Origin of the sequence: Flavobacterium nackdongense (assembly GCF_004355225.1) — a bacterium.
Lineage (GTDB): Bacteria > Bacteroidota > Bacteroidia > Flavobacteriales > Flavobacteriaceae > Flavobacterium > Flavobacterium nackdongense.
In genome coordinates this window covers 3,921,466-3,942,409 of record NZ_CP037933.1, presented here as the reverse complement: position 1 = coordinate 3,942,409, position 20,944 = coordinate 3,921,466, and the positions used below count along the sequence as shown (strand labels likewise).

9 protein-coding genes and 1 pseudogene are annotated in these 20,944 nt (G+C 37.3%); 2 read left to right on the top strand and 8 right to left on the bottom strand.

The window, feature by feature from the left end; translation table 11 throughout:
- Nucleotides 1–60 precede the first annotated feature (60 nt).
- Nucleotides 61–1,086 (top strand): LacI family DNA-binding transcriptional regulator, encoded by a 1,026-nt coding sequence (locus E1750_RS16825; protein ID WP_133277883.1) that lies wholly within the window; start codon nt 61–63, stop codon nt 1,084–1,086.
- Here E1750_RS16825 and E1750_RS16820 read toward each other — a convergent pair.
- The 8 genes and pseudogenes from E1750_RS16820 to E1750_RS16790 all read right to left on the bottom strand — a co-directional run bounded on the left by E1750_RS16820 (nt 1,079) and on the right by E1750_RS16790 (nt 17,217).
- On the bottom strand, nt 1,079–2,560 hold the full coding sequence (locus E1750_RS16820) for an alpha-L-fucosidase (protein ID WP_133277882.1): 1,482 nt from the start codon (nt 2,558–2,560) through the stop codon (nt 1,079–1,081). The genes E1750_RS16825 and E1750_RS16820 overlap by 8 nt on opposite strands.
- 15 nt (nt 2,561–2,575) lie before the next feature.
- Nucleotides 2,576–8,521, bottom strand: coding sequence for a glycosyl hydrolase (locus E1750_RS16815; protein WP_133277881.1), 5,946 nt, complete (start codon nt 8,519–8,521; stop codon nt 2,576–2,578).
- Between the two features lie 43 nt (nt 8,522–8,564).
- Nucleotides 8,565–10,526, bottom strand: coding sequence for a sialate O-acetylesterase (locus E1750_RS16810; protein WP_133277880.1), 1,962 nt, complete (start codon nt 10,524–10,526; stop codon nt 8,565–8,567).
- 13 nt (nt 10,527–10,539) lie between these two features.
- The gene (locus tag E1750_RS16805) at nt 10,540–11,277 is read right to left on the bottom strand and encodes a T9SS type A sorting domain-containing protein (protein ID WP_133277879.1); all 738 of its coding nucleotides are present in this window, start codon (nt 11,275–11,277) and stop codon (nt 10,540–10,542) included.
- A 236-nt stretch (nt 11,278–11,513) separates the two neighbouring features.
- Complete coding sequence (locus E1750_RS16800; protein WP_133277878.1) at nt 11,514–13,874, bottom strand: glycosyl hydrolase; 2,361 nt, start codon at nt 13,872–13,874, stop codon at nt 11,514–11,516.
- A gap of 408 nt (nt 13,875–14,282) precedes the next feature.
- Nucleotides 14,283–15,041: pseudogene (locus tag E1750_RS16795) on the bottom strand (IS4 family transposase).
- Nucleotides 14,980–15,444, bottom strand: a complete 465-nt coding sequence (locus tag E1750_RS17950) for a DUF4372 domain-containing protein (protein WP_227873918.1) — start codon at nt 15,442–15,444, stop codon at nt 14,980–14,982. The pseudogene E1750_RS16795 and the gene E1750_RS17950 overlap by 62 nt, the downstream one beginning before the upstream one ends.
- A gap of 261 nt (nt 15,445–15,705) precedes the next feature.
- Complete coding sequence (locus tag E1750_RS16790) at nt 15,706–17,217, bottom strand: family 16 glycosylhydrolase (RefSeq protein ID WP_133277877.1); 1,512 nt, start codon at nt 17,215–17,217, stop codon at nt 15,706–15,708.
- Nucleotides 17,218–18,390: 1,173 nt separating this feature from the next.
- Here E1750_RS16790 and E1750_RS16785 point away from each other — a divergent pair.
- On the top strand, nt 18,391–20,817 hold the full coding sequence (locus E1750_RS16785; RefSeq protein ID WP_133277876.1) for a T9SS type A sorting domain-containing protein: 2,427 nt from the start codon (nt 18,391–18,393) through the stop codon (nt 20,815–20,817).
- Nucleotides 20,818–20,944: the final 127 nt, after the last annotated feature.

Here is a 20,944-nt window from a genome sequence, read left to right as displayed (position 1 = left end):
ATAAATGCCGTTGCGAATAAAAATAGAGCTTTTACCCACTTCATACCGAAATAATCTACGATGATTTACATTACTATAAAAGATATAGCCAAAAAATTAAATATTTCTATTGCCACAGTTTCGCGTGCTTTCAACGATAAAAGCGATATCAAAATAGAAACTAAAAATTTAATTTTAAAAACAGCCAAAGAAATGGGATATCGTCCGAATCCTATGGCTAAAAAATTAATACAAAAAAGATCTTTAACCATTGGAATTGTCGTGCCAGAATTTTTAAATAGCTTCTTTCCAGAAGTGATCATTGGCGCTCAAGAAATATTATTCGAAAAAGGCTATCAAGTATTGATTACACAATCCAACGAAAATTTTGAAACCGAGCTAAAAAATGTCAAAGCCCTCGAAGACAGTATGGTCGATGGCATCATCATTTCGCAATCTAGTGAAACTAAAAATGTGGATTATTACCAAAATTTAATCAACTCCGGATTTCCAATTGTTTTTTTTAATCGAGTTTGCGATACGATATCGTCCTCTAAAATTCTGTTTAATGATTATAAATGGGCTTTTTTCGCTACCGAACACTTAATCAATCAAGGGTATAAAAACATATACCATCTCAAAGGAAAAGAGTCAGTTTCCTTAACAAACGACCGTTTGAAAGGTTTTATGGATGCACACGCCAAACACAAACTAAGCGTTTCAAAAGAGCAAATTGTGCCCACAGGATTTCGCATAGAGGATGGTCAACGTGTGGCTCTTGAAATTATTGATAGTGGTAAAATTCCCGATGCCATCTTTGCTTCGAATGATCCTTCTGCCATTGGAGCGATGCAAGTTTTTAAAAAGAAGGGTTTCAAAATCCCTCAAGATATTGCCTTTGTTGGATTCACAGAATCGAGGATGGGGGCTATAATTGATCCTCCTTTGACCTCGGTTTTGCAACCTGCCGCCGCGATAGGCCGAGAAGCTGCCCGGATTTTGATAGAACAAATTGAAAATCCTGAAACCTTTAAACCTCAAATAGTGGTTTTAAATGGTGAATTAAACATTAGAGATTCTTCTGTTTTAGAACCTAAAATCATTTGACAATCTTCCGGACACCTCTGCTAGATTCTTTGGAAACCGAAAAATGACTAATTGATGGATTACCGTTTGATTTTAGAATTTTTAATTTAATCTTTTCTGCTTTAATCTCCGTCGGTAGTTTTATTATTTTGGTGGCTCCGATTACATCTCCAGTATAAAAAGTATCCCAAGCGCCATTGGAATAAGACAATAATTCATATTCCTGCACTTTAAAAGTTCGAATTTTAGAAAAATTATCGCCCAAGTCTTTCATCACCGGTTCTTCAAACAAAACCACACGATCAAAAACTACTTTATTGTCAAATGTAATCTCTAAATCGGCAACAGAATCATTGGCGGTCCAGAACGTTTCTATACTATAATCGTTTGCTTTTTCGGCTTCGAACTTGGCTGTTTCACTACTGGCTACTATTTTTTGTTTGAAGGTTAAGTTGATTGGTCCTGTTGGTAATTTCCCTTTTCCGCCTCTAATTCCTAATCGGTCTGCCAATTCAAAAATTCTATTCTTTTCGTTGGTTCTAATTTGTCCTGTTTGGTCTGGTGGAACATTGATAATCATAATATTATTATTGGCTGTTCCCCAATAAACGAGTTCTTCTAGTTCATCTACTGGCCTTGCTGCAATTGCTTTTTTCTTCTGGAACCAGTTCCATCGATCCGAAAGACAAATGGTGTGTTCGAACGGCAGGTAGTAAAGCGTTTTATCAAATTCATAATATTTAGGGTCGTCCCATCTGGCAAAATTTGGGTCTTTTATTCTGAAATCGATCGGAAAGTAGCGAATTGGGTCTCCGTATTGATAATCTACAGGATCTTTTTTAGAAGACCGATTTTCAGGTTTGCCAATGCAATGATTTACGGTCAAAAGACAGTTGGGTTGCATTTCTTTTACATATTTATAAACCGCCGGAATATCCCAAGAAGCTTCTTTTTTGTCCCAACCACCATCGAACCATAGTTCACAGATTTCGCCATAATTGGTCATCAATTCCGTCAATTGATTTTTCATATACAAATTATACTTTTCATCGCTTTTGTATCCTTTGAAATTTCTATCCCATAAAGAATAATACAATCCTAGTTTAATGCCGTATTTTTTACAAGCTTTAGAAACTTCGGCAATAATATCCGTTTTTACTGGTGATGAAGCTACATCATAATCGGTATATTTACTATCCCAAAGGCAAAAACCATCGTGATGTTTTGTAATTAAAATTACATATCGAAATCCTGCTTCTTTCGCTGTTTTTATCCACTGATCGCAATCTAAATTAGTAGGGTTGTAGGATGTTGCAGGCAGATTCCCTTTAGACCACTCGATTTCGTTGAATGTGTTGATACCAAAATGAATAAACATACCGTAGCCACGTTCAATTTGGCTAATTTGTAGCGCATTCATTTCTTTCTTTTGGCTTTGCGACCAAAGATTTAAACTAAGACTAAGAAATAGTATAAAGAAGATGTGTTTTTTCATTTCTTTTTAAATTATTTAAAACATTACTTTTTTGGACACAACGCTGTTATTTTCACCTGTAATTTTTACAATCAAGACCTGATTTTCGGTGTTCAAATTTTTGATTGTAGCTGTATTGGCTTTTAGGTTATTTTGTTCAGCAATTAATCGTCCTTGAATGTCAAATACTTTTACATTATAAATCGCAACTGCACCTGAATTAACATAGATAGTTCTGTTGTTTTTATACACTCTAACACTATTTTCGTTAAATGCTGTTGCATCCACTTTCAATGTTTTTTGGTATTTCAAAGAAAATCTACTATTGTCCACACCAGAAGCGGTTGTAAAGGTATGACTTGCAACTTTTAAGTCTACTTCAGCGCCTGTTTTGCTGTCTACTAAATACACATCTTGGCCATTGGCAAAAACGCCATCTAAATGGTCTAAAGCGATCGTGTATTCTCCAGCGACATCTGTTTTGAAGTTTAAAGCTACGATATCGCTCGGGTCAAATGAAGGACGACTCTGAATCGTATATTCTTCGTTGTTAATATTCGAGGTCAAAGCAATTGGACTATCATTAATGTATTTGCCATCAAAATCATCCACTCCCACAGTCGCATCATTTAGATACCCTATTAAAGCCTGGCTGAAAACTCCTGTTGTCGTGGTAAGATTTAACCAGAGACGGTCTTTCGTTTCTTGTCTCGTTTTGAAAAATTGTGTACTGGTATTTCCTAAACGCATTTCATTGGTAAAAGTTAAGGTCTGATTAAAGGAGGTAGCGAGCGGGTTAGTTCCAGGTTTAGCTCTTACGAAAAATCCTTGCCCCACCTGAATATTACCATTAGGCACTTCACTTCCAGCACCAGAAGCTGTTCCGCCAATACTACTATTCCAAGTTGCGTAGGCAGAACCTAATGCGCCATTCGTTTTTCTCCAAAAATACAAGGTACTTTCAATTTTTGTAGCATTTGCAGTGATAAAGGCAAGCGCATTTAGGGTTGATGGATATGGGTTTCCTATCATGTTATAACCGAAACCAAAAGGAGCCACATTTTTATAAGTCACTACCCTGTTAATAGAACCATTGTTTGGTATTCCTGTAAAAGTTCCGTTCCACACCATTGGAGTGGTTGGATGTGTATTGGGCATACGAATTAAAGTACCGCCAGCTAATCCAAACGCTGTTGTAGATGGATTGGCCACTGCATTGTATAAATTGCTCGTTTCGTTATAGTTGTAAAAACGATTTAATGAAGTTTCTGGTGAGAAAGCTGCTAAATTTTGCGATTCAACAGGCGAAGACCATATCGTATAATCCAAGCGTTGCAATGCGCTGCTACTCTTAGTAATATTAACATTACCCGTATTTGGGTTAAATTCTTCTCCCTGCAATAGGTTGGAATTGTTTGCTATATTCATAGTTCCTTCATTGTCAATGGTACCTTTAACGGTAAAGTTAGGGGCAGTTACTGTTAAGGTAGCTCCTGTGGCAATGGCTAAAGAATTTATAGTGGTTGTCGTCGAAATTGTCGGTTGAAAAGTTGCCCCTCCAGCAATTAAAACATTAGAAAATTGATCTGGAACGATTCCTGTTGACCAATTCGTAGCAGTAGTCCAAGCAGCGCTTGTTCCTCCTGTCCAAGTAGGATTGTTCTTCAAACCATACACTTCGAGCTCATACATTCTGATATAACCACTGTCATAGTGTCCCGTAATTAATAGTCTTACTTTAGTGGTAGCGACTGGTGTAATCGCTCTAAAAGTCCCCGCTGGCGTATTAGCATTATTTGTAACTGCTAAAGCGGTTGACCAACCACCTGCACCGGCGTTTAAGGCAGGATTCCAAACTTGGAACTCAAAGTTTCTTACTGCATTTGCTCCTTCAAAAATGCGGAAACTATCTACGGTAAAACTACCTTGTAAATCTACTTCAAGCCAAGCGGGTAATGGTTTGGTTGCAAATTCTACTAGCCATCGTGAATCCGTACTAGTTGTATCACCATCTACGGCATTGGAAGCAATATTGGTAAGATATACCGAACTTGATGTAGCAGGTTTATTAAGGGCAACATTTGGATTATTGGATAAATCTAGATTATTATCTTGATTTAAAGTCGGTTCAGGAACCGAAGGACTAGAATTTACAGGCGTTGTATTGTCAATATTTTTGTAAATAGTACCCACTAACGATGGAATTGTATTGGTTGGTACACGGTTAACTTCGTCCCAACCTGTAGTAAAGTGGGTACCCGTATTAAAAGGAAACCAACAATATCTTTCGATATAGTCTAAGCTTTCTAGATAAGGCAAAGCCAATTCTAAAAAGCCTGCATTAATAGCTTGTGAACGGGCAGGATTCGCATTAAATTCTGTTATCCAAATAGGTAAGCCGTATAAATTATGCACATTAGTAAGATAGGCTTTAAATCGGTTAAAAACTTGAAGAGCTGTAGGATTGGTATTAACAGTCGGATTACTGCCCCAATCGTACCAATGCACAGCGATAACATCTACTCTAACATCTTGAGCTGTAACCTTGTCGTAAAATGTTTTAAGCCACCCAAAAGGGGCTTCTTCTCTACCCCCAGGAGAAACGATTCGCATTCCTGTTTTCATCAAGTTTTTATGATATCCTACGGCGACATCTGTTTGGCACAAATTACCATACTGACCAGATTGTCCGTCGCAATCGTCAGGTTCGTTAAATGACATTACGTAAGGGCTATTGTATTTATCAACCAATAATGTAATATCCGCAGGATCATTTGCACTTGTATGTCCCCAAGCCATTGGTGCAAATTCGTGATCAATTGTTGTAGCTTGATTCGGATTCCATTGATAGCGCCAAGAAGCATTAAGGTTATCATCAACGGGTGCGTTAAAACCTTTTTTAGTCACCCAGTTCCACGGCATTACTCTAATAAAAGAAATTGCATTTTGTAATGTTTGAGGAAGTACATTTATTACTAAGTCGCTTTCGGACGCAATAAAATTTTTACTTTTTCCTGTACCATCATTTTCTATTGCAATCGTAACCATAAAACCTTTTTTAAGCACAAAAGACTCCATTTTGTTGTTCATCGTATTGGCAATGGCATCGCCGCTATGTATTGTATTGACTGTAATTGCAGCCGAACTGCCACCCAAATTAGCACTGTCATAAACAGTCAATGGTGTCGTTGCAGCCAAATTTGCTCTTATCACGCAGCCGTTGAGGTAGTAATGATCCAAACGTAAATTATTGGCATAAATAGCATTAATGTTATTCACTTTTATCTGTCCAATGTTATTATCGGAAACGGCTCGGGCGTTATAATTTGGTGTTTTTATCCATCCAATTCCTGATGTTAGGTTGATTTGAACATTATTAAGAAGCGGAGTAGCACTGCTCAATGTAACATAAGCACCATCATTTAACGTTACGGTTCCTCCTGAAAATGATGTAGCGGTAAGGTCTGCAGAACTGATGGTTAGGCTTCCACTGCCAAATTGAATTGCCCCACTTGTAATAGTAGCCGCCGCACTATTTATTTGTAATGGTAAATTGATATTTGCACCCGGATTGATTGTATTTGCAGCCGGTACAATATTAGTCACTGAGTCTTTCCAGTTGGCTTCGTTAAAGAAATTATTATCGGCAGCAGCACCTGTCCAAATTGTAGGTATTGTAATAACAGTATATACTAAATTAACTGCTGTAGGTGAAACATACGATAATGTCCATCCAGGTGTTAGACCAGTTACACTTGCAAAAGTACCTGAAATAGTGCCTGTTCCAGATGCAACTACTATTGGAATTACGGCACTGCTGCTTGGTGTGTATAAAGATGTAATTTCTAATGTTGCAGCTGATATATCAAATCCTCCATTAGTTCCGGAATTGGTAATTTGGTCGTAATCAATACCAGCAGATGTGTTACCTGAAACTTGTATAGCCAATTTTCCTAAAAGCGTGTTAGAAGCTCTTGCAAAATCCGTAATACCTTTTCCTGATGCTCCTCCAGGAGCAATAATACTATTTGCATCAAGTGTTAATGTAGCTGAAGATATCGTATTTAAAGCGAAACCTCCTCCTTGAGCTGTACTAATTGTCCCTGAATTTGTAGTATTATTGGATATTGCAGTTGTATTTATTCCACTAACTGCTGAATAATCAATAGTTGCGTCTCCAGAACCACTTACAAACGTAAGAGTTCCAGTTGCAGGAATTGTTGCAATTGGAGCTGTTTCGGCAAGTATTTCCAAACCTGTTCCATTAACTTTAGTAGTCCGTATGGTATACACATTTAAATTTCCATCTCTATAAGTCGATCCTACAGTTGCGGCTGCAGTTGCTAAAACCGTAAATATAGCTTGCGCTTTACCGAAATTAATACTCGCACCTATATTGTTAGTTAAACCGGCAAAACCAGCTATTGAATTATTTGAATTTACTGTTCCGTTATTAGTAAGTGTAAAACCTTGCGGAATAGAATTTATTGAACCGTCAATATTTAAAATACCAGTACTATTGTTGGTGAATAAGGTAGGCATACGCTGACCTGCTCCTGAACCCCAAATAGCATACCCAGATAAAGCTACCGTAGATCTATTTCTTAGGGTTACGCTACCATTGTTTGTAAAGAAAACACCTGCTGAACCCGAATGACCCGCCTGACCTTGTCGATAGGCTGCTTGACCTGACCATACAAATCCAGTTGGATTAGTTACTGATGGAGTAACACAGGCTAAATCAACATTTATAGTACCACCGTTTACGATATTAATTCTTATATCTTGAGCATTTGCAGTAGTAGTTACACCAGCACTAATACCGCTTCCGAGACTTTCTCCAAAAATATTTATTGTTCCATTATTAGTAAAATTTGTAGGAATACCAACAGCATTACTACCTAATACAATACCAGTAGTTGTATTTCCAGTTGCACTATTCATTTCTAAAGTAGTTCCACTATTAATGGTAAAGTTACTTTGATTACCAACACTTAATAATCCTCCTCTTACTGGAGTAGAAACACTACCCAATGTAAACCCAGCTCCGCCAATAATCACTGGTGACATTGCAGTACCACCTACTGTTCTTATAGCATATGATGTTGCAGTTGTACCAAGTGTAAAGTTAGTAGGACCATCAAATAGAAATTTATAGGTAGTAAAAGCATTAAGAGACGTAACATTTATAGAGGCGCTATTTGCCGTAGTTGAAGCACTTAAATTAACGTTCAAAGTACCAGAACCTGAATAAGTATATTCGTTTGTTCCAGAAGTAGGCGGAACAGTAGGAACTATACAATTTATACCAGTTGAAGCAGCAGTGCTAGTAGTAGTAATGCTCAAGGTTCCATTGTTTACGATATTACCCCCTGCATTTGAAAAAGGAGATGCAGAAACACTAGTTACTGTTAGCACTCCTCCATTATCGATTGTCAAGGTTGGCCCTGAAATGGAACCAAAATTATTACGCAATAACACAACATTGGCTACTGCACCTGTAGTACTAACTACAGGACTGCTAAGTGCAGCGTTATCAATAACAGCAGTAGAAGTATTAGGCGAGGTACCATTATTAGGGGCATTACCCGATTTCAAATACGTCTGAATAATTGACGCTGTGCCTGCAGCGGTAGTTGGCTGACTAAGCGTGATAGTTGTTCCAACAGCAGGAACGGCGCTAAAAGCTGTAACAGTTGTACCCACGGGAATTCCTGGGCCAACAATGGCATCACCCACCGCTAAAATTGTAGAAGGCGCAGCACCTTGAAGATTGGGAGTAACAATGATAACATTTGTATCTCCACTCGCAAAAGTAGCTGTGTGAATATACCTACCTGTTTTTGACCAGTTTCCGGCCGTCGTCCACGAGGTATTGACACCACCACCCCAGAAATAGTTAACGTTCTGCCCCATCGCAGTATTCGCAAAAAGCCCAATTAAGAAAATGAATACGGTTAAGAAGTGTCTTGTTTTTTTCATAGTAAATACTGTTTGGTAGTTTGTTTATAAAATGCGGTAAATTCTAGTTGTAATTAATCAATAAATATTGTTTTCCAACCGTCCAGGAATCTGTCCGGAATGGTGAGGCTGGTAAATCTTCAGTGTTAAATAATTTTTCACCTGCAGGGTTTTGCCCCCAAGCATAACGAACAGCTACTGGATTCGGAATGGCATCATTCCAAACAATTACTTTGTTTCCTTCGATTTTGGCTTGAGCCCAAGAAAATACTTTATTGCTTCCGGCAATGGCAAAATTGGTATGAGTTCCTACTGCTGTCCCAGTTGATTTGAATTTCAAGGGACTTCCCAATGTATTAAAAGTGAGCTCAATAGTATTTCCCACAATTTTCACAGATTCATACATTGGTCCAGATGAAACTAGTAGTGGGTTGTTGTAAGCAACTCTTTCAGCGGCAAGTGCCAACCTGATTCCTACTGGTTTTTTCCATACAGGATGAAGATTATTAGGATCTCCCACATCAATGGTTGTGGCCATTCCTGTGTTGGGAACTGCTAAGGTCTTCAATTGTGATTCTCTCAATAGCGCCCAATTACTTTCGACCGGATTCGCTACGGCCGCCTGATAATTGGGCAATTGAACATACAAAAAGGGCATCGTTGGATTGGCAAAAAGGCTTCTCCAATCTTCGATCATCGAACCTAAATAAATGGAGTACTGGCTTGGTTTACCGGTATTCCCCTCGCCTTGGTACCAAATTGCTCCTTTCAGCGCATAATTTTTCAAAGGTTCAATCATCGAATTGTATAAAGCGGTTGGTTTCCATAATAAATTCACGGGCGTTGGCAGTGTTGCCATAGCATAACCCACTTTGGTTTTCCAACTGCCTTTTAAATCAATGGTTTCATTCGTACCTATTAATTGAAAAATGGAGCCATAAAATCCACCTGTCAAACTATTATTTACAAGTCGAACCGTAATCGTGTTTTTGCCTTCGACCAATGTATTGGCGGGAATGTCATACTTTCTTATGGCATATTGATTATTGGTGTGTCCAACCAGTTTTCCGTTAATGTAAGTCGAATCTGCTTCAATAAGAATGGCTAACTGCAATAGTGATGCGTTTGAAGCGGTTTGGCTACTAACCATAATGTCCTTTTTATACCAAACCGAACCGATATCCTTTTTGGTAAAACCTACTGTAATATCCGACCAAGTCGAAGTATCTGTCGCGTTTGATTTCCAATTGTTTTTTATCCCTAAGTCATTGTTATTTAAAGTAGTATTCCAGTTATTTTCAAGATTGATATCGTTTTGGATAATAGTGTTCACGTAAGTTGGATTTTTCAACAATTGAATTTCAGCAATGGTCTCTGGAAAATTCTTCAAAGCTTTTTCGCTCATCCACGCGTGAATAGGCGTTCCTCCGTAACTGGAATGAATCAAACCGATTGGAACAGATGGATTTCTTGCGTAAAGTTCTTTTGCAAAAAAATAGGCAGCAGCCGAAAATTGCAACACAGAAGTCGGATTGGCTTTCATCCAATAGCCATCACTTAAATCGGTTCTAGGTGTGGTAAATTCGAATTCTCTGGGGACATTAAAATTTCGAATTTTATCATTGGTAGCATTGCTCACATCGGTCGGGTAAGTACTCGCTACACCTGACATTGCCATTGCCATATTCGATTGACCGGAACAAAGCCAGACATCTCCAACCAAAATATCATTGATTTCAATCGTGTTACTCGCTTGTATTTTCATAGTATAAGGACCACCCGCTGTTAAAGCAGGTAATTTCAATTCCCAATTTCCTGATGCATTGGCAGTAACCTGATAATCTGAATTGATAAAATTTATTGCAATAGCTTCATTCGGCGCAGCCCAACCCCAAATCTTAAGATTGGCATCACGTTGCAAAACCATGCCATTACTCACCAACTTTGGAAGTCTAATTTGAGCAAAAGATAAGGTCACAAAGAGCAACGAAACTAAAAGGGCACAGTATTTTATTACTATTTTCATTCTTAATAAACTATTAATTGACTAGGACCTGTTTCCAGGATTTTTCGGTTTCATTCTCCAATTCAAAAATGTAAAGCGCTTTCGGTAAATCAGTCACATTTACTTTTGCCTCGAGGCCATTATCATTAATTTTCACCGTTTTTACCAATGCTCCTGCTTGACTGTAAATAGTAACCCTAGATAAATTTGTTTTGGTTTTAATAAACACTTCGCTCGAAGATGGATTGGGATATAGTATTACTTTGTCATCAAATGCGACCTCTTCTACCCCTAAATTAGTAGTAAAAGTAGCTGTGGTAGAACCTCTGTTTGGATTGGGAGCAGTCGCAATAGCAGCACCTGAAAGTGACCAAACCAAATCAATTGAATTTGTTGCGTCAAAACCCAGTTGAAAATCATTTAAATCTGAATTGGTTAAGGTTCGTTCCAAGGTTACTGTTCTTTTACCAGCTGCCACGGTATTTGAGATCGTCTTCCATTGCTCTGTTGGGGCAGATGACATATTGATATTGGTTGTAACCGATGCCGTATAGACATAAACATCTCCACTCGTCGTTGACGAACTTGTCCCCAAGCTTAATGACGACCATTTATCGACAGGACCTGTCACTACTAAGGTCACTTTTGAACTTGGATTATCCAACGTCAATTTTGCCGTCATATCGGCATTCAACGATACCACTCCTGTTGACTTTGATTGGGCGTGACCAGCTGTAAATATCAATAAAAAAAAGAAAATAATTTTTTGCATACCTTTTCAACTGTTTCTGTTTACATCCCATATCAGACCGATGTTACTCTCGTTTTGATTTAAAAATTAAAAAAAGTGAATTAACCCCGTTGTGTAGTTAGTTCTTGATGATTATTTTTTGTCAGTTTTGAATGATCCCACAATGGAGCAGGATTGTATCGAGAACAGGCAAAATTTCACTAAAAACAGTTCTCGATACACTTTTAAATAATGACGCCCATTCTTACATCAAAAAATTACTTTTTGATGAATTTGTAGCTGTATTTATTATTGATTTTTAAGAAGTAAACCCCGGGTGCCAAATCGTGAACCGATAACTGACCATTTTCATAAGGCACATTAATTTTAGCTCCCAAAATGGTGAAAACAGCAACAGACTGAACTTCTTGCTCGCCACTAATATTTAAAATATTATTTGCCACTGGATTGGGATAAATGCTAAACTTTTGCCCTTCAAATTGTGGTGCAGCCAGAGTAGCCGCTGGCTTGCCGAATACTTCTAATTCCACCATTCGTATTAAGGTTGTACTGTTGTGCGCGGTAATATAGAGTCTCACTTTTGTAGTAGTTACAGGATTTATAGTTTTGTAGGTAATCAAGGGTGATGCTGGATTTCCAGTTACGGTTAAGGCATTACTCCATCCTCCTGCTCCTGCATTTAATGTCGCATCCCAGACTTGAAAATTAAAATCCTTTACTGCACTTGAGGTTTCAAAAATCCGAAAACTATCTACAGTGTAACTTCCTTGCAAATCTACTTCAATCCAAGCGGGAAGCGGGGTATAATTAGCGCTTCCGGTATTACCAATATTAGCAACCCATAGCAAAGTACTCGAAGTGGTATCACCATTTACAGCCAAAGCTGGCAAATAAGCGGCCGAAAATGAGGTATTGGCCGTTGCCGGTTTGTTCAAAGCAACGTTCGGAAACTGCACTAAATTGAGATTATTATTTTGATCTAGAGTAGCCTCCGGTATTGATGGTGAAGAGGCAACAGGTGTTGCGTTGTTGATATTTTTATAAATGGTACCCACTAGCGAAGGAGTTGTATCGCTCGGCGCGTTGGTCGCCTCGTTCCAGCCCGTAAAGTGGGTACCGGTATTAAAAGGAAACCAACAGTATCTTTCGATATAGTCTAAGCTTTCTAAATAAGGCAGAGCCAACTCAAGAAAACCTGCATTGATGGCTTGTGATCGCGCAGGATTAGCGTTAAACTCGGTGATCCAAATAGGCAAACCGTATAAATTGTGCACATTGGTAAGATAGGCTTTAAAACGATTGAATACCTGAAGCGCTGTAGGATTCGTATTGACTGTAGGATTGCTTCCCCAATCATACCAATGTACTGCAATCACATCAATCCTTACATCTTGCTCAGTTGCTTTTTTATAAAAATCTTTAAGCCATCCAAAAGGAGCTTCTTCTCGCCCACCGGGAGAAATCATACGCATGCCTGTTTTCATCAAATTTTTATGCCATTTAACCGCTTCGTCTATAACACACAATTTTGGATTACCATATTGACCTGATTGTCCATTACAATCATCAGGCTCGTTAAAGGACAATAAATGTGTAGTGTTGTAAAGTGCTATAAATTTTGCTACCCCAGCATCGTCTGCAGTTCCTTGGCCCCACGACATCGGGACATATTCATTTTGTGCAGGTGAATTCTCAAAGGAATTCCATTGATAACGCCAGGATGCATTAAGGTTTGAATCTACTGGTGCATTGAAACCCTTTTTAGTAGTCCAATTCCAAGGCATTACTCGGATAAATGAAATAGCGTTTTGCAAAGTTGCTGGTAATATATTAATTACCAAATCGCTTTCTGAGGCGACATAATTTTTACTTTTACCGGTACCAGCAGCTTCATCCGCTATGGTAACCATATACCCTTTTTTTAATAAAAAAGATTCAATTTTGTCATTCATCGCTCCTGGCAAAGCAGCTCCACTATGTATAGCGTTTACTGGTATTCCAACCGATGCCCCTTGCAAATTGGTTCCGTCGTAAACTGTCAATGGTGTTGTCGATGCCAAATTGGTTCGAATCACACAACCAGTAAAATAATAATTATCTAAACGCAAATTGGTTCGATACGCTGAGTTAGCTCCATTCACTTTGATTAGCCCCAAATAGGAAACTGAAACCAATCTAGCACTAACATTAGGCGTTCTGATCCAAGCCAATCCTGAAGTAAAGTTAATTTGAACCTGAGGAGTAGTGAATTTAAATGGTGCAGTATCTGATAATTCCACATAAGCCCCTTCGTTAATGGTAAAAGTACCACCAGCACCAGAAAAAGATTGAGCCGTAAGGTTTGCCATACCTATCGCAAGACTGCCTGAACCCAGATTAATTTCGCCGTTGGCGATAATCGTAGTAGTGACATTGTCAATTCGCAAGGGCAAATTTACAGCAACGCCTGGATTGATTGCGTCAATGCTTGGAGGTACATTTGTCACTGAATTCTTCCAGTTCCCTTCGTCAAAAAAATCATTGTTTGCAGCGCTTCCTGTCCACACTATATCTTGTGCATTGGCAAAAAATCCAATACACATCATAAACATTGTTCCTAGTTGTAAAATTCGTTTCATATTAAAATATTTTTATTTATTGAGGCAGGCTCTATTTCCGCTATTCTGCAATTGTTAAACTAAAATTTAATCTACAAATATAATCATCCTAGTTCAAAATTAAATTGGGCAAATATGTCAATTAGTAGGTGTATTAGGTCGCGAACCCATAATTAAGCACCTATTTTACCCATTTACTTACAAAATTAGTCTGGAACGACTCTTTGAAAATTGTATGTTTTGAAGACGTTCGTAGCTCGGTTTCATTGATATACCCTTTTAGATTTCACAAGTATAAAAAGACAACCGCTCTTCAAGGGATCCGGCTTTGGGCAGGGATGGTATCGAGAAACATTCAACAGCAGAGTTCCCAATAAGTTTTATAAAAAGTAACCGAATTTTTTAATAAAATCGAACACTAGTGTCCACTTAAAATAAGTTGAAAACCAGCTGGTTAGTAATATGTTCATTGACATTATTGTAATCTGATTTCATAAGTAATTCATTTACAGGTGTTTTATCGAGTAATGATGCTGATAAAATTTGTAGAATTTCGTAGATTGAACGATTGATTTTTAAATCTTTCGCAATGATTGATACCAAGCAATAAGTTATTATTGCGATGTTAATTTGTATGCGAACAGCATTTTCTGTTGTTCCCCAAAAGGTCTTAACTTTCAAATGTTGTTTAATCCATTTGAAGAATAATTCAATCTGCCAACGCTGTTTATAAAGTAAGGCGATTTGTTGGGCTGATAAATCAAAATTGTTCGTCAAAAAGATTAGCATTTTTTTGTTTTCATCATCAAAGAACTTGACTTTTCTTATCTTTTAAGGATAATCTTTGGAAGTATAAAAGCCATCTATTTTTCCTGTTTGGTCATAAATAACTCCTGAGGATTTATCGGTCTTCTTGGAATACATTCTTTTAAATTTTAAATTTGATTTTGCTCTAACAACAAAATATGCAGAAGATTTTGTAATTCGATAAAGTCTTAAGTAATCAACATAAGCACGGTCAAAAATATAATAAGCAAAACGTTCGTAATTGATTAAGTCCATTGCATTAACATCGTGAACGTTTGCCTCGGTGATGTGAATAAATACGGGGATTTGTGTATTAATATCAAAAAGTGTGTGAAGTTTTATTCCTGCCTTGGTTGTTAAAATGAGCCCACCAAAACACACTCAAACACAAATCAATTGTTGAAGAATCAAAAGCATAAATATTGCCTTTTATCTCAAAACTATCATTGCTGTTTTTTTCTTGAGCAATCAATATTAAATGATTAGCAAAGTCTTCGAATATTTTATAATTGCGATTCTCATTTGCCTTGGCTAAGTTACTTCGAGTTACATTTTTTCCAAAACCTAAATGATACGATTTTGATTGATGTGCTTCAATAACAATTATCAAATCTCTCAAGCTATCCCGAGAAGATAATTGACCAAAAATCATACATAAAAGTTGGTTCCAACAAGTAAAATGTCTAACCTTTTTGTTACCATCATACTTTGTTACAAATCTATCAAAAACACGTTGGGGCAGAAATTCAACTAATTGAGAAAAGACATATTTTCCGTGATTCATATTCGTAAAGTTAATTTACGAACATAATAGATTCATTTCAAATCGTCACGCTCTAAAATGATACTTAAAATACAGATTTACAATAATTTCAAAGAACTTTTTTTAATCTATAGTGGACACTAGTGAAAATCGAACTAAAAAAAATCAAGAATACTTCAGCATACTACTCTTAACAAATCAAAGTTGTTGTTTTAGATTGACTTGACTACCCTTTTCAATGCACCTACAATTACAGTTTTTTTTTACACGTTTAGAAATGCATTATTCCTTGATAATTTTGGTTGGTTTCAAATTTTCAACTTGAACAAAATAGACTCCATTCTTTAACTTACTGAGGTCAACTTTAGAACCATTGCCTGTAATAAATACTCTTCCTGAGACGTCAAATATCTTAAATTTTGGGTTGCTATTCGAATAGTCAATAGTGAGAACATTTTTTGCAGGATTCGGATATAGTACTGTCGCATCCTGTTTTTGCACTTTATCTACAGCCAAGTTAGCAGTCAATTGATACACCCGTACATAATCAACTATATACTGTGTTGGGAAAGCGAGGTTATTGACACTTCCTCCTGAAGAACCAAGTGCCAAGTTGAGTAATAAATAATGTTTTTGTCTAAAAGGATTTTGACCTGAGCAATTAGCAGTTCCATTGATGGTCGTGTTTAAATTTACCTCATTTAACAAAACACCGTCTAGGTAAATACTCATTTTATTGACATCCCAATCCATTGTCCAAATATGAAATTTACTAAGCCAGTCGGGATCTTTGCTTACAAAATTCGTCATCGTATTTAGTCTCACAGTATCCCATTTTGCATCCCATCTCGTGTTGGTTCCCCAAGCAAAATTCGCTAATATATTGCCACCATAATTTTCCATAATGTCTACTTCTCCATTCGATGGCCATTCGCAATTATTGCCCAAGGTCCAGATGGCTGGCCAAGTACCCGTTAGGTTGGTTACCTTGGCTCGTATTTCAAATCTACCGTACAACCACGATTTTTTTCCGGCTGTTTTTATACTCGACGCGGTATAATTGATGTATTGACGGGATTTTTTCCAATCTGTTGAATTAGGATCATAGTTAGGATTAATCCTAGTATTTACAAGGTTTTCTTTTCGCCCTTCGATAATCAAATTGCCTCCTTGCTGGAAGGCATTGTCAGATTGATACCATTGCACTTCCTCATTTCGGACAAAACCGTTTTCGAAACTCCAATTCGCTGCATCTACTATTCCGGTTCCATTAAATTCATCGGTCCAAACTAATTCATAAGGCGTTTCTGCAGTTTGTACTATCGAAAAAGTATCGGCAGTCATTTGATTACTACCACCGGCTGGATTACTACAATAAATTACCGCTGATGTATTGGCTGGTCCAGTGGTGAATTTAATCGATAATTGCGCATAGGCAGTCGAAGTCGTTGGCGCAGTCAATTCATTTCCTCCATGCCATTTAACGCCCAATTGCACCGGACTGGCATTGCTCGATTTCAACCAGCCCGTCAATACATAAGTGGTGTTTGCTGAAAGACCAGATATGGTTTGGGTAGCTTCGCCGCCGTCAGGAGCAGTTATTGAAAAACTTCCAGATTGTGGATCCGAAGCTATTCTTGTCGCTCCAGCTGAAAGCATCCAAGCCGTTGATCCATTTTCGAAACTTCCATCAACGACGAGGTTAGTTTGCGGATACATACAACTTGAAAAAAGAAGTATTCCTAAAAACAATAATGAATAGTTGAATACATTTTTAAGAATATTATTTTTCATTTTTTTAAGATGTCGTTGATAAATACGTTTTTTTTTTGTTTGGGTTAAATGCGTTAAAATACATTCTATATTTTTATGTTTTGTTGACTAAAAGAATATAACGCAAGTACATCAAAGATATCAGTTTCAATATAAATGCTAGGGGTTATATCTGTCATTTACGGGGTAATAATAAGTCGATTTAGCGCTAAAAGGTGGTTTATATGACAAAAAAAACATTGATTTCTCAGTACAGTATTACAGAGAAATAATCTGCTATCAAACTTCTTTTATTGTCCTTTCTTTTTGAAAAAAAGTCTATTCACGCAAGCGTATACGGGGCACAAACGCTATGACACTACCTTAACCGCAAAACTGTAATTTCTGACATTAAAAATGCCAAAATGCAATGCTAAGCTGATTTTGATTGATTTACCCCCACTAATTGCTTGATTTGACATATTTTAATCGGGAAAGAATATTTAATTTTACAAAGTTGCAAACGAAATCGATATTGTTAGAAATGCATTTGTTTGATATCGAAAATAAATAAGAAAGCTAGTGCCGTGAATGACAACAAAAAACGATTGGATTTTTCAAAATTCATGAAATGGTTTAACTTATGAATTTAATAGTTGAAAATAATTTAAAAAATGAACCGCGAATTCTCCGCCAAAAAAAACATTATTATCAAAGGAATAGAATTTGAAGCCCGTTTTTTAAAACATTAAAATAAGAAGAACCCGATGTGTGTAATTTTTAAAATTTCAATTAATGGATTAAATAAAAAAAATTAAACCACATAGTTCCGATAGCTATCGGAACATAGAAAAAAAGAATTGGATAGCCCAATTTCTTGGGTTCACATGGCTATGTTTTCATAAATAAAGCGAAACGCCTTTTAATAATTACAATAAAAATATTTCTATGTGGTTAAAAAACTTTACAAATTGAATTTCATCCAAGGGTTAAGAAGTATTTAATTGTAGTATATTCAAATAAGTGTTTTGCTGTAGAAAATTAAAAAATAAAATACCAATATTGAAGAATTAAACCATCAAGTCATTACCTATAAAATGAGCATAACTGAAAACTAGTCGTTAAACCGCTATAACTAATGCGACTCGAGCTTTAGGAAACAACCTAGGCAATTACATCTGACCAATAAATAATAAAACAATTAAAATCAATATTATGAAAAACAATTACTTGTCGAGCAAAAATTACAAAACGGGTTTAGTAATCCTCTTTTTGCTCTTTTGCGGACTTTTTTCGAATGTAGCTGCAGCACAATCAGCATCGGCAGCCAATGACACCTTCATCTGGAATGGTTCTAAATCATCTGATTGGGCTGATACGGCCAACTGGACCATTTTAAGAGGTACAACAACCCCAGGCACCAATACATATCCTGGCGAAATAGGAGTAATTGATTTGGTCTACATCAATAAAAGCGATACACCGTTTCCGGCTATCTATGATGGGCAAGTACTGGATATCGCTCGATTGTATATTGCTAACACTTTTGGTAGCGAAGCAGGGGCAATTTTTACGATTAACCCCGGAGCGATTCTCAATGTAGGGAATGTTGCCACACAATCTAACAATGTATTTTTGAATGGTGGAAGTATTGTAAACAATGGAACCCTCAATATAAAAGCCATAGGAGCTGGTTTTACCAGTTTTCCTGCAATTGGTATTAATTGTGGTAATCCAAATGTTTTACCGACTATCCCTAGAGAATATACTTATTCCGGAAGTGGTATGCTGACTATTGACCTTCCTAGTGCTAACTTTGCGGGTGCCGCTGCAATTGCCGTTCTTGGTAATAGCGGATCCACTACAACACCTACCAATAACGCCAACGTAACTTATAAATTTATTCTGAATAATCCAGAAATTACTTTTAATCAAGCTACTCTTCTTGGCATAGGTGCTGTCAGAGCGGCTGGAGGAAATAATGCCAACAAATTGATAATAGGAGGTACAGGATTTACTATAGGAACTGTAGGAAGTCCGTCAATAGGAGGTCTGATCAATTTAGGTGGAGGTACTAGCGTAACGGTAGAAGCTGGAACAACTCTTACCTTAAATAGTGCAGCCACAAATCTTAATAGTGCCATTGGAGGATTTTCAAGTAATAGTAACGCCACTAATTTTACCAATAAAGGAACAATCATTATCCAAGGCGCTTCTGCACGTTCAGGGATGGGTTTCAGCACGGGTGCTTCTGCTACTGCAAGTGTTTATAATATCAATAACGAAGGCACTATAAATATAAACTTAAATGCCGTGACTGCTGGTCATTCTGGGTTAAATATCGGTAATGGCGGTGGTGGTACTGCAAATGCAGGTTCTGTAGTAAATGTAACCAATACTGGCACAATGACTTTGAAGAACACATCAACTACGGTTGGAACAGGATTTGCAATTTTCACTGTCACTGCTGGCGAGGCACCTCGTTTAGTTTTATCTAATAGTGGCACTTTGAATTTAGAAGGCAGTACCTATAATTTAGGTTTGAAAACAACCCTAAACAATACCGGTATATTAAACACTAATAGCGAATTTAGAAGTTTTACTGCAGTTAACAACAATCTTGGAGGTAGTATTAATTTCGTTAGAACAGCAGCTACCGCAACCACCAGACAGGTTACTTTTACCGTTACTAACTTAGACACATCAGGTTCTGTAGGTTCTATTTACAGAGATAGTAACAATAACGATTATGCGGTTGTAGCACAAAAATTTGGGGGTGCTAGTGATGGAACAAACCTTGTTACGAATGTATTATCCACTGCTACTGTTCCAGCAACAGGAACACTTACTCGTATCACTGGAACAGGTACGACACCATTGCCTTATACAGCAGCAGGACTTCCTGCATTAAACAATGCTGCAGGAAATGTAAACAACTCAGGCACGATCAATACCGATACAGCTTCAAACCTTAATATTTTATCTTTGCTTTCCACTACAGCTACAAGTGTATTGTCACCGGGAGGTAACACTGGAAAAGGAATTCTAACACTACCAGCATTTCCTGCAGCAAATGCAAATCTTTTATCACTACAAGGTACCTTAAAAATACAAGCTAGCGGAAGCGCCACTGCGGGTGTCGATTATGATGCAATGCAAGTAACAGGATTGCTTGATGTTATAAATGTCAATGGAGCAACTCTTGATGTAACAGGTCTTTATACACCAGCTGTTTTTACTACCATAGATATTATTACTACTAACACAACAGCAGGTTCTGAAGGTTCGGTTGTTGGACCTTTTGCTAATGTTATTGGATTGCCTGCAAAATGGGCAGTAGTGATTAACCCTGGGTTAGGAAACAAGGCACAATTGGTTTATGACCCATCGCTAGGAAATGCCCAATTTGCTGATTTCAAATTCAGTGTGTATCCGAATCCAACAAGCGGACAGTTGAATTTGTCTGCTGCTCAAAACATCAGCAAAGTCGCACTTTTCAATATCTTAGGACAAAAAGTATTGAGCGAAACTATAGAAGCCAACCAAAGACAACTCAATATTTCGAATTTACAAAAAGGATTATACGTGATGGAAGTAACCATAGACGATGCAACACAAACCTTTAAAATTGTGAAACAATAAATAAAAAATTACCTCTGGGCTTTTTTAGTCCAGAGGTTTTTTATTACCCTATTTTGAACTAACCGCAGCGTTTTCTTTCAAAACTAGGTTCCTCGCCCCCAAGCAAATCCAACCTACCGACTGAATC

Coding starts and splice junctions, on each gene's coding strand:
- E1750_RS16790 (WP_133277877.1), bottom strand. CDS start 17,217: ATGAAAAATAATATTCTTAAAAATGTATTCAACTATTCATTATTGTTT.
- E1750_RS16825 (WP_133277883.1), top strand. CDS start 61: ATGATTTACATTACTATAAAAGATATAGCCAAAAAATTAAATATTTCT.
- E1750_RS16800 (WP_133277878.1), bottom strand. CDS start 13,874: ATGAAACGAATTTTACAACTAGGAACAATGTTTATGATGTGTATTGGA.
- E1750_RS16805 (WP_133277879.1), bottom strand. CDS start 11,277: ATGCAAAAAATTATTTTCTTTTTTTTATTGATATTTACAGCTGGTCAC.
- E1750_RS16820 (WP_133277882.1), bottom strand. CDS start 2,560: ATGAAAAAACACATCTTCTTTATACTATTTCTTAGTCTTAGTTTAAAT.
- E1750_RS16810 (WP_133277880.1), bottom strand. CDS start 10,526: ATGAAAATAGTAATAAAATACTGTGCCCTTTTAGTTTCGTTGCTCTTT.
- E1750_RS16815 (WP_133277881.1), bottom strand. CDS start 8,521: ATGAAAAAAACAAGACACTTCTTAACCGTATTCATTTTCTTAATTGGG.
- E1750_RS17950 (WP_227873918.1), bottom strand. CDS start 15,444: ATGAATCACGGAAAATATGTCTTTTCTCAATTAGTTGAATTTCTGCCC.
- E1750_RS16785 (WP_133277876.1), top strand. CDS start 18,391: ATGAAAAACAATTACTTGTCGAGCAAAAATTACAAAACGGGTTTAGTA.